The 13,920-nt window shown below is 58.8% G+C and carries 13 protein-coding genes; 5 read left to right on the top strand and 8 right to left on the bottom strand.

Translation table 11 applies throughout. The features are described from left to right. Positions 1–6 precede the first annotated feature (6 nt). Together AC1DQM_RS28805 and AC1DQM_RS28800 are read right to left on the bottom strand one after the other, a co-directional pair. Positions 7–1,491, bottom strand: a complete 1,485-nt coding sequence (locus AC1DQM_RS28805; RefSeq protein WP_477747187.1) for a DHA2 family efflux MFS transporter permease subunit — start codon at positions 1,489–1,491, stop codon at positions 7–9. Further along, entirely contained in the window at positions 1,491–2,618 is a 1,128-nt protein-coding gene (locus AC1DQM_RS28800; RefSeq protein ID WP_018930073.1) for an HlyD family secretion protein, read from the bottom strand. The genes AC1DQM_RS28805 and AC1DQM_RS28800 overlap by 1 nt, the downstream gene beginning before the upstream one ends. Positions 2,619–2,878: 260 nt before the next feature. On the opposite strand from AC1DQM_RS28800, the gene AC1DQM_RS28795 reads away from it, so the two are divergent. Together AC1DQM_RS28795 and mug are read left to right on the top strand one after the other, a co-directional pair. Further along, positions 2,879–3,505, top strand: a complete 627-nt coding sequence (locus AC1DQM_RS28795) for a TetR/AcrR family transcriptional regulator (protein ID WP_086944891.1) — start codon at positions 2,879–2,881, stop codon at positions 3,503–3,505. A gap of 8 nt (positions 3,506–3,513) precedes the next feature. Further along, entirely contained in the window at positions 3,514–4,053 is a 540-nt protein-coding gene (mug, locus tag AC1DQM_RS28790; RefSeq protein WP_477747186.1) for a G/U mismatch-specific DNA glycosylase, read from the top strand. Here the strand turns inward: mug and AC1DQM_RS28785 are convergent. Next, a complete protein-coding gene (locus AC1DQM_RS28785) occupies positions 3,965–4,996 on the bottom strand; it encodes a bifunctional helix-turn-helix transcriptional regulator/GNAT family N-acetyltransferase (protein WP_086944893.1) in 1,032 nt (343 codons plus the stop codon). The two genes, mug and AC1DQM_RS28785, sit on opposite strands and share 89 nt — an antisense overlap. A gap of 47 nt (positions 4,997–5,043) precedes the next feature. Next, positions 5,044–5,949 (bottom strand): LysR family transcriptional regulator, encoded by a 906-nt coding sequence (locus tag AC1DQM_RS28780; protein WP_477747185.1) that lies wholly within the window; start codon positions 5,947–5,949, stop codon positions 5,044–5,046. 109 nt (positions 5,950–6,058) lie between these two features. On the opposite strand from AC1DQM_RS28780, the gene AC1DQM_RS28775 reads away from it, so the two are divergent. Continuing rightward, complete coding sequence (locus AC1DQM_RS28775) at positions 6,059–7,297, top strand: SGNH/GDSL hydrolase family protein (protein WP_477747184.1); 1,239 nt, start codon at positions 6,059–6,061, stop codon at positions 7,295–7,297. Between the two features lie 125 nt (positions 7,298–7,422). Next, the gene (locus AC1DQM_RS28770; protein ID WP_477747183.1) at positions 7,423–8,964 is read left to right on the top strand and encodes a sensor domain-containing diguanylate cyclase; all 1,542 of its coding nucleotides are present in this window, start codon (positions 7,423–7,425) and stop codon (positions 8,962–8,964) included. A 45-nt stretch (positions 8,965–9,009) separates the two neighbouring features. On the opposite strand, the gene AC1DQM_RS28765 is transcribed toward AC1DQM_RS28770, so the two are convergent. The 4 genes from AC1DQM_RS28765 to AC1DQM_RS28750 are packed head-to-tail and all read right to left on the bottom strand — an operon-like array spanning position 9,010 to position 12,580. Further along, the gene (locus tag AC1DQM_RS28765) at positions 9,010–9,849 is read right to left on the bottom strand and encodes a sugar phosphate isomerase/epimerase family protein (protein ID WP_018930067.1); all 840 of its coding nucleotides are present in this window, start codon (positions 9,847–9,849) and stop codon (positions 9,010–9,012) included. A gap of 1 nt (position 9,850) precedes the next feature. Further along, positions 9,851–11,092: an NAD(P)/FAD-dependent oxidoreductase gene (locus AC1DQM_RS28760; protein ID WP_477747182.1), complete on the bottom strand. Its 1,242-nt coding sequence runs from the start codon at positions 11,090–11,092 to the stop codon at positions 9,851–9,853. A gap of 18 nt (positions 11,093–11,110) precedes the next feature. Then, positions 11,111–11,431: a MocE family 2Fe-2S type ferredoxin gene (locus tag AC1DQM_RS28755; protein WP_018930065.1), complete on the bottom strand. Its 321-nt coding sequence runs from the start codon at positions 11,429–11,431 to the stop codon at positions 11,111–11,113. Positions 11,432–11,467: 36 nt separating this feature from the next. Next, positions 11,468–12,580, bottom strand: a complete 1,113-nt coding sequence (locus AC1DQM_RS28750; RefSeq protein WP_138867841.1) for a fatty acid desaturase family protein — start codon at positions 12,578–12,580, stop codon at positions 11,468–11,470. A 182-nt stretch (positions 12,581–12,762) separates the two neighbouring features. Here AC1DQM_RS28750 and AC1DQM_RS28745 point away from each other — a divergent pair, with 182 nt between their 5' ends. After that, on the top strand, positions 12,763–13,824 hold the full coding sequence (locus tag AC1DQM_RS28745) for a substrate-binding domain-containing protein (protein ID WP_064618538.1): 1,062 nt from the start codon (positions 12,763–12,765) through the stop codon (positions 13,822–13,824). The last annotated feature ends 96 nt before the right edge of the window (positions 13,825–13,920 follow it).

The raw sequence follows: 13,920 nt of genomic DNA, 5'->3' as shown, positions 1-13,920 counted from the left end.
CGAAAACTAGTTGGTCGGAACGGGCTTGCGAAGAAAGACAACCAGTGGACTGACCACCAGCATCGCCACCATCAACAGCTTGAATTGGTCGACCACCGCGATAAAAGCCGCCTGGCCGGTGATCATTTCGTTGAGCCCCGCCAGTGCTTGCAGGGACATCGGCGCGGCATGCGCAGCGGCGCGATAAGGCGTCAGATGGCTGACCAGTGCCAGGTGCATCGCTTGCGTATTGTTGAAGAAGAAAATCTGCACGATCGCAACGCCGAGGGTGCTCCCGTAAACACGCGACAGATTGAAAAAACCGGTGCCTTCAGGGCGTAACTTGGGATCGAGCGTGCTGAACGCGATCTTGGTGAGCGACGGCATCAAGATGCCGATGCCAATCCCCTGGATCGCCCCGGCAATCGCCACCGGCGACCAGTCCATCAACGGCGAATAACCGAGCATCAACCAGTTGGCATAAATCACCACGGCCACGCCAATCGCCACGAACCACCGACGGTCGAAACGCTCGGGAACACGACCCATCAGCAGGAAAGCCCCTACCAGCCCCACACCACGCGGTATCGTCAGCGAACCTGTCGTATCAGGCGGATAGCCGAGGATCTCGTCCAGCATCGGCGACGTCAGTGCCATGGTCGACAACAGCACGAAACCCACGGCGAAAAAGATAATCGTCGACAGTACGAAGTTGCGGTCCTTGAACAGACGCTTGTTGAGGAAATGCACCTTCTTGCTCAACAGATGCACGGCGAACAGGTACAGCCCCAACGCGCAGCCCACCGCTTCCAGCCAGATTTCGGTCGAGGCAAACCAGTCCAGGCGTTCGCCGCGGTCGAGCAACATTTGCAGGCTGATCAACGCCAGCGTGAAGCTGCCGAAGCCGAAGAAATCGAACGACGGACGTTGCTCGGCCTTCTTCTCGGCAAGCAAAAGCGCCATCACCAGGAAGATGAATGCCGACAACGGAAGGCTGATGTAGAAGATCGGCCGCCAGCCGAAATGCTCGCTGACCCAACCACCGATGCTCGGGCCGCTGACGATGCCCAAGAGCACGATTGCCGTCCATGTCGCGCCAAATTTCGCACGCTTCTCCAGTGGCAACGTCTCCATTGAAATCGCCATCGACAGCGGCGCCAGCACGCCACTCGCCAGGCCCTGGATAATCCGCGCACCGACGAACTCCAGCGGAGTCGTCGCAACCGTGGCGAGCAGCAAGCCAAGAACGAAGAAGACCAGCGCGGCCTGATAAACCCGCTTCAAGCCATAACGCCCGGCCAGCCACTGCGCAACCGGCATGGTGATGGCGCTCGCCGCGAGGTATGAGGTGAATACCCAGCCTGCCTGGTCGTCAGTCATCGACAGACTGCCTTGGATAAACCTGAGTACCGCATTCGGCAACGGCAGGTTCGCCGACTGCATATAGGTCGCGAGCAGCGCGGCGAACCTCAATGTTCCCGCACCTTGAGGCCCGATAGAATTGGCGTTCATCAGAAGTTACCTGCGGTTAACAGCGCCTTGAGCGGATGCCACCATGGCGTGTGATACCCGGTATCGACCTTGACCGTGGCGCTGGTGCCCGAAAAAAGCGGAAACGCAGGGTCGGCCTCGTCGAGTTCAAGGCGCACCGGTACCCGCTGGACAACCTTGACCCAGTTACCGGTGGCATTTTCAGGCGGCAGCAAGGCGAAGTCCGACCCGGCACCGGGGCTCATGCTGGTCACGTGGGCTTTGAAAACGTGATCGGGATAGGTATCGATGCTGATGGTTGCTTCCTGGCCTGGACGCATGTGGGTCACCTGCGTTTCGCGGAAGTTGGCCTCGACCCAAATCTGCCGATCGGACAGCAGCGCAAAAGCCGGTGCACCGTTGCTGACGTAGTTGCCAACCTGCAGATCGTCGACCTTGGCCACGATGCCATCGTCCGGCGCATATACCGTCGTGTACGAGAGGTAGAGTTGCGCCTCGTCCAGCTGCGCCCTCGCTTCACGAACCGTCGGGTGGTTATCGGCTTCGATGTCTGGATTACCGTTCAACGCGACAACCGTGCTGGCGATCTGTTGTTCGATCGACGCGATGCGTTGCCGGGCAACTTTGAGGTCGGTGTCGGCGCGCTCGTAAATCGCCCGCGAGACGAACTCGGTAGCGACCAGCGCTTTCTTGCGGGCAAACTCGCGCTGATCGAAATCGGCCGACTCTTTGGCCGATTGCAGTTCAGCCTGCTGCTGGCGGTAACCGGCCTTGAGCCCATCGATGCGCAGCCGCGCCACGCTCAGCTGTGCTTGCGCACGGTCAACCGCGATCTGGAACGGTTTCGGGTCGATCCGAAACAGCATCTGGCCTTTGTGAACCGGTTGGTTGTCCTCGACGGCGATTTCGACGACTTGTCCGGAAATACGCGCGTTGATCGACGCCTTCGCCACTCGAGCGTAGGCGTTATCGGTCGAAATGAACGCCTCGCCTGCTTGATAGCGGGCATAGCCCAGCGCTGCGAAGAGCACCGGCAAACCGACAATCAACAAGGGCCGAAATTTCTGCTTGAACGGTTTTTTGATGGGCGCGTCAGGCCTTGCGTGCTCGAAGGTCTGCGTAGCCGGGATGTCGAACTGTTTAGTCATGATCGAATACACCTTTAACCGGGAAATCGGGCCAGCACCTGCGAGAATCGCCTGCGGCCCTGATGGCAAAAATTGCTGTGAGAAAGCAAACCCGTGCACGGTCAGGGAGGATCGCTCCACCGCACCGGTTTCGTCGCCGCAACACCCAGTTCGAGCTCAGCTACAACAAACCTGACGTTCAGGAACTTCTGGTTCCTTAATTTTGTGCGATGGTGTAAGAATATAGAGCAGTCCATCCCCACACAAGGATTTTGTACAACATGGCACAAAAAAAGATTACAGAGGGCAAAGGCCGAGGCCGCCCCCGCGCATATGACCCGCAGACAGCGCTGCAACAGGCACTTGGGGTTTTCTGGAGCACTGGATATTCCGGCGCTTCCCTGGACAGCATCGCCACCGCCGCCGGCATGAATCGCCCAAGCCTCTATGCGGCATTCGGTGACAAGCACGCGCTCTACATCAAGGCGCTTGAGCAGTATTGGGAGTCTGCCTCCGCTGCCATGCAGGAGGCGCTTATGGACAAAGACCTGACTTTGGAGCAGGCGCTAATGGGCTTCTATGAGGGACAGTTGTCGATCTACTTCTCGGGCGAGGGGCAACCGCGTGGCTGCTTTGCGATCGGCACGGCGACGACCGAAGCCGTCGAGGATTCTGCAATACGAGAGGTTCTTGCGGACCGGCTCAGCCGGCTCGATGCCGATCTCGAAACGCGTCTGCGCGCGGCAGTCAGCGCCGGTGAGTTGAAAGACGATGTCGACCCAGCCGCCCTCGCCGTACTCGCCTCATCCCTGTTGCATAGCATTTCGATACGGGCGCGGGCGGGCAAATCCCGCACGGAATTGACGGAGCTTGCCCGCAATGCGGTCAACGTGATTTGCGGTGTGTGAGGTGTAGGGTGGGTGAAGGACTCGAAGACATCCTCACCGAACGGCTTGCGGTGATTTTTTGTGGCATTAATCCGGGCGTGACTGCCGCCGCCCTGGGCCATCATTTTGCGGGTCGAGGCAATCGCTTCTGGCGCACACTCCATCTCGCCGGTTTTACGCCTACAGAGGTGCACCCGGAAAACGACCGGACGATCTTGCAATATCAATGTGGATTAACCGCAGTGGTTGAACGGCCTACGGCGCGAGCGGATCAGCTGTCCGTGCATGAATTCACCGCTGCCGCCGCGGATTTTGAACAAAAGATCGCACGCTATGCGCCACGCTTTGTGGCGTTTCTCGGCAAAGCTGCGTACAGCGCGTTGTCCGGTCAACGGGACATCGCGTGGGGGCTTCAGTCAAAGATGTTTGGTAATGCCTCGGTCTGGGTCCTGCCCAATCCCAGCGGGCGAAATCGCGCGTTCACGCAAGATCAATTGGTGGATGCGTATCGCCAACTCCATTTAGCGGCCCAGCAACCGGGCCAGGTCGCACAAAACACTGTTCGATAACCGTCGCCCCCCACTGCTGGCCCTCTTGCTCCTGTTCCAACTTGAAGCCAAAGTCTTCATACAGTTTACGAGCCACATCCAGGCCTTTGAACGTCCACAACCGCGTCGCGCAAAAGCCCTGTTCGTCACAGAATTTCATGGCTTCAGCCAACAAGCGTTTGCCTGCGCCTTTGCCTCGCGCCGAGTCATCCAGAATGAAACAGCGCAGAATCGCTTCGCCGCCCTCGCCTTCACCGTCTATGGCGATGGAACCGACAATTCGCTGGCCATCCAACGCCACCCAAACCTCGTTGCGTGGATTGTGCAAACGCCCCATCAACTCCGCCATGTCCGATGCGACCAGGCTTTCGAATGGCTGGCCGAAATTCGAATGCCGTGCGTAGTAGTCGGCATGCATTTGCACCATGCGGCCGATGATTCCGGGCCGGTAGCCCCGAGCGATCTCCAGCTGCGCGGGTGGCTGCGGCGCTGTACCGAGTCGATGAGCTTGCAGTGCGCCGGCATAGTTGGCGATGCCCTCACTCACTGCTTGTTGTTGCTCATTCGTCAGATAAACCAAGGCAGCGTCCACCTGTTGCCTGGCGAACGAATCAATGGCTCGCAGGGTTTTCTTGCCCTGTGCCGTGAGTCGCAGTTTCTTGGAGCGCGCATCCTCCTCGTGTGGAATTTCTTCGATCTCGCCGGCCTCAATGAGCTTGCGCACCATCCGGCTCACAGTGGATTTTTCCAGGCCGAGCAGCTCCACAAGTTCCCCTGCTGTCAGCGCCCCCCGATCTCCAATCTCCACGATCGTGTGAACAAACGAAGGCGAATAGTCCGTCGCCGCCAGCGTGGTTTGCATGAACCCCAACTCGCGCACCATGAGGCGCGATGCTGAACGGACTTGGTTGATCAGGTCTGACTGGGTACGGGTCACGGCAAGCACCTCGAACAGAATGTGCATTTAGTTGTATAACACAACCAAATACCCGTCAAATCATGGGTGCTCCGTCAAGGCAAGAAACCAGGCAACTGCCCTACCCGTTCGGCCAGATACTGCATCAATAAACGCGTGCGCAGCGGGCGGTAGCGGCGTTCGGGATAGATCAGAAAAGCGTCGTTCGGTGGGCCGCTCCAGTCGGGCAGCACCCGGACCAACTGCCCGTTTTCAAGCAGGTCGCTGACCAGCCAGGCCGGCGTGATACACAGCCCCGCACCCTGCAGAAGACCGTCGCGAATGGCCAATGAGCTGTTGGTTCGATAGCGCCCCTGAGTCGTGACACTGATTTGCTCACCATGGGGGCCGTTGAGCTCCAGACGGTCGCCCGCGGTCAACCACGCAAAACGCAGGAAGTTGTGCTCGCTCAAGTCCGCCGGGCTGTTCAATGGGGAATGGTTGCGCAGGTATTCCGGTGCGGCCACCAGATAGCGCGGTGAAGTCGCTATGCGTCGGGCAACGGCGTTCGGCGGCAGGCTGCCCCCCAGGCGCAGGGCCAGGTCGACGTTTTCCTCAGTGAGATCGACGAAACGATCATTGAGGATCAGCTCCACTTCAATAGCCGGGTACTGCTCCATGAACGACAACAGCAACACATTCAACCGCAACACACCGAGGCTGACCGGAGCGTTGACGCGCAGAAAACCTTCGGGGCGTTCGGTCAGACCACGCACATCCGCAACGGCCTCGCCGTACTCTTCCAGCACGCCTTTGGCACGCTCGTAGAAACGCTTTCCCTGTTCGGTAGGCGTCAACCCGGTGGTGCCACGAATCAACAAACGGGCTCCCAATTGCTTTTCCAGCGCCGCGACCAGTTTGCTGACGGTGGGCTGAGTGCTGCCCAACTCACGCGCGGCAGATGACAGGCTTCCGAGCTCAATGGCACGGACAAAACAGTGCATCGCTTTAAGACTGTCCATGGGCATTCGATTCTGGAATGGGCTGTATGCAGCTTCCCCTTCTACCACACGTATTTTGAATAGACCAATCTGGCCTTCTTGAATCATTACCGCCCAAGGAGATACCTGGATGAAAGCCTTTCACTCGAGAATACCGTTACCTCTTGCCTTGACTGCCCTGCTTGCCGCAAGCCCTGTCATGGCGGCGGAAAACTGGGTCACCACCTGGATGGCCAGCCCTCAACCCACCTGGGGCAACGAACTGCCACTGCCCACGCGAATTCCGGAAGCGCTGACCGATAGCACCCTTCACCAGAGGGTGCGCATCAGCAGCGGCGGAAGCCGGTTACGGGTGGTGGTTTCCAACGAATATGGCAAGCAACCGCTGGTCATCGGTGCCGCGCGTATCGCCTTCACTGAGGGCGTCGATCAGATTCGCCCAGGCTCCGGGCACACGCTGAAGTTCAGTGATCAGGAACAGGTCACCCTCGCTGCGGGTGAAACGCGGATCAGTGATCCGATAGAACTGGCAGTGCCGGCGCTCAGTGAGCTTGCGATCGCTCTTTATCTGCCGCAGCACACGCCGTTGACGACCTTTCACTGGGATGGCAAACAAACCGCATTTATCGCCCCCGGAAAACACGTCGATGCTCAGCGACTGGAAGGCAGCGAGCAGGTGGAGGCGCGGCTGTTTCTCAGCGACATCCTGGTGGATGCACCGCTCGACACCCGTGCCCTTGTGGTGCTCGGCGACTCGATTACCGATGGCAATGGCTCGACCCTGGACAGCAATCGACGCTGGCCGGACTTCCTCGCTCAACGCTTGGCCGCGCAGAGGCTCGCGGTGCTCAACGCTGGGATATCCGGGGCTCGCCTGCTCGAAGATGGCATGGGTGTCAGTGCACTGGCGCGTTTCAAGCGCGATGTGCTGGGCAAGCCCGGAGTAAAAACGGTGATTGTGATGCTCGGCATCAATGACATCAGTTGGCCGGGCTCCTCCTTCGCTCCGAACGAACGCCTGCCAGCCAAGGAACAGTTGATCGCGGGCTATCGGCAACTGATCGATCAAGCGCGCCTGAACAACATTCGCATCATTGGAACAACCCTGATGCCGGTCGAAGGCGCCCTGAATGGAACGATCGTGAAGAACTATCACAGCGCCGAGAAAGAACAACTGCGCCAGGCCATTAATGACTGGATACGTAGCAGCCACGCATTCGATTCCGTGATCGACTTCGATCTAATGACCCGCGACCCTGAACACCCAAGTCGCTTACTGCCGACTATCGACTCCGGCGACCACTTGCATCCCGGCGATACCGGCAACAAGGCGATGGCCGAGAATATCGACCTGAAAACGCTGATCTAGTCGTTTGAAACAAAACGCGAAAAACCATATGGATCTTGAATTGCCCAAGTTCGAGAATGACATGAACTGTTGGCACCGATGGAGATCAGCAGATAATGTAGTCGAAATTCATCCCAGGGGGTTTTGTGGAAAACCGCTCCGAAGACAATACCCGCCACTCCCCTTTGCAGCCGAGAAGACTGCCGGCAACAGCGATCTCCGTCGTGTTCATGGCTTTAGTCACCCTCTCGATACTGAGTATTTACTGGCTTCAAGCCGCCCAAAGTAAAGCCTATGAACTCTCACAAGCAAAACTGGTATCAGGCAATTTGACGTGGTCGATGGCCCAACAAGCGACTGACACGTTTGATGAAGCCAACCTGATCCTGGATGAACTGATCGACAGAATAAAAGACAACCCAAGTGCCCAACAGCTCGATAAAACGCAAAAACTGCTTAAGCGCAGAGTCTTTACCACCGAACAGTTGCACGGCCTTTTTTACTATGATGAAAACGGCAACTGGATCCTGACTTCGTTCGATTCGAAACCTGAAGCGCCCAACAATGCCGATCGTGATTACTTCATCTTTCACAAAAACAACGTAACCCTGTCGCCTCGCATCGGCCGGGCCATCCGCAGCCGCACGACCGGCGAATGGATTATTCCTCTTTCCCGACGAATCAACGATAGCGAGGGCCATTTTAAGGGTGTCGTGCTGGCCACGATCAAAATGGCCTACTTTGACAAGTTCTTCTCAACGTTCTCCATTGACCGCAAAGGCGCCATTTTCCTGGCCCTTCCCGACGGAACGATAATCGCCAGGCGGCCATTTGCTGAAGAGTTCATCGGTGCGTCGCTAGCCAAAGGGGAAATATTTTCCATCTATTTACCCAAGTCTCCGGCTGATACCGTCATGATCAAATCGATTATCGACGGCGTTGATCGACTCTTCGGCTACAGGTTGCTTCAAAAATATCCGCTGGTCGTCGCTGCCGCCAATTCACGGGAAGCCATTTTTGCCGAGTGGAAAACCGGAACAATCAAGATGGCATTGATGATTGGCGCAGTGCTGCTGGTCAACCTTCTTGTCGGCCTCTTGCTCATCAAGAAAATACGTTACGGCGTCTCGGTAGAAAATCATTTGAAGCAGACCCGGGCAGCCCTGGAAAAACTGGTATTGCAAGATGCCCTCACCGGACTTGCAAACCGACGCCACCTCGAAAACAGCTTGCAACAGGAATGGCTTCGCGCGGTAAGACATCACTCTCGGATCAGTTTGATAATGCTCGATATTGATTATTTCAAAAGTTTCAATGATCAATACGGGCACATTGCCGGCGACCATTGCATCGCTTCCGTAGCGCAGGCAATCGCGCAATGCATTCACAGGCCATCGGATTTAGCCGCGCGGTACGGTGGCGAAGAGTTTGCGGTATTACTACCCGATACAGATGCCGAAGGTGCCTACTCCATTGCCGAAGACATCAGGCTCGCGGTGCTGAACCTTGCTATTGCACACGATGGCAACCTGGCCAAGAGTGTGACCGTCAGTTTAGGGGTTTATACCTGCGTGCCGGAGGCTGCCGAATATAAGCACCTGCTGACACAGGCGGACTCGGCACTGTACCGGGCGAAACGCTCAGGCCGGAATCAGACTGCCTGCTTGTCTTTGATCGAGGCCGGATAAGGCTGTAGGAGCGAGCACCGCTCGCTCCTACAGGGTTTTCGTCGCTCAGCAAGACCGTTCCCGACACTCATCCCAGACCTCACGCATCAATTCCTTAAGCATCAACGCCTCGGCCCAGCGGTCGGTGATGTCGCGTCCGTCGGCCCCGGTGATGGCATAGGGTGGCGGGCCGAGTTCACAGGTGAAGGACAGGCTGCTGGGCGTGTCCGGTCGGGCCAGCCAGTTCTCGATCCCATAGCGCCACCAGCCCAGGAAACGCTCCAGCCAAGGTCGATGCTGGGCGAAACTCAAAGGCACCTGGACCTGTTCGCTGTTGGCGACACGGCCGTGAAACCCCCAACTATTGCGCAGAATGGTCTGGATCTGTTCGTCGTCTTCGGCCGCGGCCGGCTCCGGCAGTTCGCGGCCCACGACATAGTGGGACAAGTCGGCCAACAGTTTGAGATCGGGCATTTGCGCGAGAATGTCGAGGGTGAACAACAGGTCACTGGTGAGGCGATAACGGTGGGTTTCCAGCAGGATCGGAAAGTCCACCTGCTCGGCCAGTCGCTGCCACCCCTCGATCAACTGGATGGCTTGCGCCAGCGTGCGTGGCCGGACGTCGGCTTGCAGCGTGAGATGGTGGCAGCCGTAGCGGGACGCGACGTCGATCGCTGCCGCCAGATCATCCACGGTGCGGGGGAACACCTGACCTTCGATTTGCAGGCCCTGCGCCTTGGCGGCGGCATGCAAGCGTGCGGCATGGTTCGCCACCCAGAAATGGTCAGTGATTCCGTCGAAACCGGCGGCAGCGATTTTCTCCAGTTGCGCTTCCAACGCAAGTTCGCATTGGCCATGGTGATCTTGCATGGCCCAAAGGGACTGGAAGACCAGGAATTCACGCATGTCAGTTCCTCAGCAGTTGTTTGAGCGATACTTCGGCGTCGGCCAGAGCCTCTACCGAGAGGGGGTTATGCGAAGCGATCAGTCGTTCGCACAACTTGATGTCCTTGGCGACGCTATTGCCCCGGCCCCAGCCGCAAGCACCTTGCAAACGCTGCTCAGCATCGAGGTAGAACAGCAGGAAACCGCCGCCCGGGGTTGTCCGGCTCGCCGTGGGTTCTGTGTTTGCGATCACACCCACGGTCTGCAATCCCCAGTCGTACTGGTCGGACCAGAAACCGGGAATGATTTCGAAAGGCAGCTCGCCGCCCAGCAGATTCAGGGCGGCGTGGCGGCCCTGGGTTTCGGCGTTGCGCCAGGTTTCCTGACGCTGGAAACCGCCTTGCGGGTGCAGCCGAAATTCACAGACATCCCCTGCCGCAAAGATGTCCGGCGCGCTGGTGCGCAATTGGGCATCGACGCGAATGCCTTGGCCGACCTCAAGCCCGGCAGCCATGGCCAACTCGGTGTTGGGTTGCATGCCGATGCCTACCACCACCAGATCACAGGGCAGCAGTTGGCCATCGGCCAGTTGCACCGATTCAACATGAGTAGTGCCCTGCACCGCCTCGATCGCCACGTTGAGTCGGACATCCACACCCTGGCTGCGATGCAGTTCCAACAGAACGCTGGACAACCGTTCCGGCAACACCCGCCCCGCCAGACGCGGCCCGGCTTCGAGCAAGGTCACCGTACAACCCAAGGCTCGGGCGGTGGCTGCGACTTCGAGGCCGATGAAGCCGCCGCCGATGATCACCAGTCGGGTGTCGGGCCGCAACGAAGCGCGCAGTGCCAGTGCCTCGTCATGGCTACGCAGATAAAGCACATTGCGCAGATGCTCGGGCACACAGGCAAGCTTGCGCGAGCACCCTCCCGTCGCCAGCAACAGCCGGGCGTAATGCAGCCAGCTGCCGTCGGCCAATTGCAGACTATGCCGTTGCGGGTCCAGGCCTTTTACCGGGTTGCCGGCCAGGTGTTCGATACCCAGCTCAGCGAGCCGAGCGCTATTGCACAGGCTGTAGCCCGCCAGATCGACCGTGCCCTGCAGCAACCCTTTGGACAGCGGCGGACGTTCATAAGGCGGGTGAAACTCGTCGCCTATCAGGATCAGGCGACCGCTATAACCTTCGTCGCGCAGGGTCAGGGCCGCGCGGCCACCGGCATGCCCGGCGCCAACAATGACCAGTGGAGCATTGGCAGGACTCATGGCACAGACTCCGTGCAGTTAAACCGTGATGGCGAGCAACACACGCCCCGCCTCGACCCGGACTTCATAGGTCTTGAGGTTGACGCACACCGGTGCGCCGAGGGCTTTGCCGGAGCGGTAGTCGAAACGCCCGTTGTGTTTGGGGCACTCGATGACGTGCTCCATCACCAGGCCATCGGCGAGGTGAATGGACTCGTGGGTGCATAGGCCCGCCGTGGCGAAAAACTCGCTGTTGGCAGAGCGGTAGACGGCATAGGTGTGCGGGCCATGGTCGAAACGAATGACGTCTTCTTCGTTGATATCGCCCACGGCACATACATCGATCCATTGATCGGTCATGGCGTTTTCTCTGGTAGTGGTACAGACAGGAAGGTGTCAGGCCGGCGTTACTTCAGGCTCTGCCTGGACGGTGGCGGCCGATGCTGCGCGTTGTGGCAAAGGACGACAGACGAAATGGCTCGGGTCTTTGCGCTGCCTCCAGATAGTCGGGATGATTTCCTTGAAGGCCTCGGACAGGCTGCCGTAAGGCGGCGGGCAGTCGCGGCGGATCTCTTCGTGAAGCTGCGCCAGCGCATGAAAAGGCACCATCGGATACATGTGATGTTCCAGGTGATAGTTCATGTCGAGGTACAGGAAACGCAGCAGTCGGTTCATGTAAATCGTGCGGCAGTTGCTGCGGTGATCGAGTACGTCTTCCGCCAGGCCGACGTGCTGCGAAAGGCCGAACAGGTAGGACAACCAACCGCCATAGAGGGTCGGCAGACCGATAAACATCAGCGGCAACCAGCTCTGCAGAAAAAGCGCCGTGCCCACGGTAAGCCCATAGATAGCCAGCCAGACGCGCGCGTCTCGCGCCACTTTGGGCCATTCGGATTCGGGGATGAAGGTCTGCTCTTCTTCACCCATCCGCCCGACTGCATGCCGGCAAACTGACCCCATCGTCTTCAACGCGTAAGGCATTCTGAACAGACTCAGCACCATCATGATCAGACTCGGTGGACGCGGCTCGACGATTTCCGGATCGCGACCAACGATGATGGTGTCGGTGTGATGCCGCGCATGGCTCCAGCGCCAGACCTGGGGTTCAAACATGAACATGAAGCTCGACAGCTGGTAGACCGCATCATTCATCCAGCGGGTCTTGAACGCCGTACCGTGACCCGTTTCGTGCCAACGGGCATTGGACGCGGTGCCATAGAGCAGCCCATAGACGAAGAAGAACGGAACGCAGGCCCAGGAGCCCCAGAACCAGTAGCCACCGAAGCCGGTCACAGCCATCGCCGACAGCCAGATGGCGGTATCACGCAGGGCCGGGCCATCGCGACGCTGCATCAATTCTTTCATGCGTTTGCGGGAGATGGGCGATTGGTACCACGTTGCCGATACCAAACCTTTTTGCGCCGCTCGGGCGGCTTCGGGACCGGTCAATCGATAATCCCTTGGCACGGGTTTATCGGTTTTTTCAAAGGCTGCGTTGTGTTCGGGCATTTTATTGTTCTCCGCAAGCTTGATGGTTTAAGCACTTGCTTTCGATGCGGGATGGCATCGCTGGAGAAAATATAGAGAGCGCACAAACCACCCTCAATCCCTTGAATACATTCCCTATCAAGCTATCATCCAGGCCCATTGCAGCTTGATAGTTTTCTATCAAAGCGACTCAAGGGCCCAGCATGAACAACAAAAAACGCCCCACCATCGCCACCGTTGCCGAGCACGCTCGCTTGAGTGTCGCCACCGTGGACCGGGTGCTCAACGCCCGGGCTCCGGTCAACCCGGCCACCGCCGAGCAGGTGTTCCAGGCCGCCGAAGCCGTCGGTTATTTCGCCGCCCGGCTGATCGGCCAGCGCATTCGCGAACGTCGTCCCAGCTATCGATTCGGCATCCTGTTACTCGGTACCGCCCAGGCGTTCTATGCCAACGTTGCCTCCGCCATCACCGAGGCAGCGCAGCGTCAGGCCGGCGCCAATCTGAGCTGCCAGTTCGAATACGTCTTCGATCGCACACCCAGCGCGATCATTGCCCAGATCGAACAACTGGCCGTGCAGTGTGATGGCCTGGCGGTGGTCAGCTTCGCTCACCCGCTGATCAATGCCGCCATCGCGCAGATCAGAGCCGCAGGCGTGCCGGTGATCGCCCTGCTGTCGGACATCCATGAGGCGGCAGAAGAACCTTACATCGGTCAGGATAATCATGAGGTCGGGCGCACCATGGGTTGGCTGCTGGCTCACACCTGCGGCGCACGCAAGGGCAGCGTCGGCGTATTGCTCGGCGGCCATCGTTTTCTTGGTCATCAGGCTCGGGTCGAGGGGCTGCGCAGTTACCTGGCGGAGCGCGCACCGGGGTTGCGCCTACTCGAAGCGGTGATCAACCTGGACAACTGCGATGTCACCGAAGAGGCGACACTGGAACTCATCGCGCGCCATGCCGATTTGCGGGGGCTGTGCGTGGTCGGCGGTGGCGGCGACGGCATCATCCGGGCCCTGTCACAGCTGCCGAAACGGCCGTCGCTGTGTTGCATCCTGCAGGAGTCGACCGAGCTGTCTCGACAAGCCCTGGATCAAGGGTTGATCGACCTGGTCATCGACTCCCAGCCGCGATTGCTGGCGGCCGCGCTGGTCGACTTGCTGGTCGAGTTGCAGACCACGCCGGACTTCGATCCGCTCCGGCATCGGGTGCATATTCCGTTGCAGATCATTACCTCAGAGAACGCTCGAGGCTGCGTTCGCTGGTAGCAGCTGTCGAGCCTGCGAGGCTGCGTTCGGCTGCGCAGCAGTCGTGAATCCAGCTGACGCGGTATGCCTGACACACCGCGAGTTCTGGTTTTACGA

It is taken from the genome of Pseudomonas sp. 01L34 (genome assembly GCF_056400265.1).
Note: the sequence above shows the minus strand (reverse complement) of the source record. Positions and strands in the feature narration are given on the sequence as shown.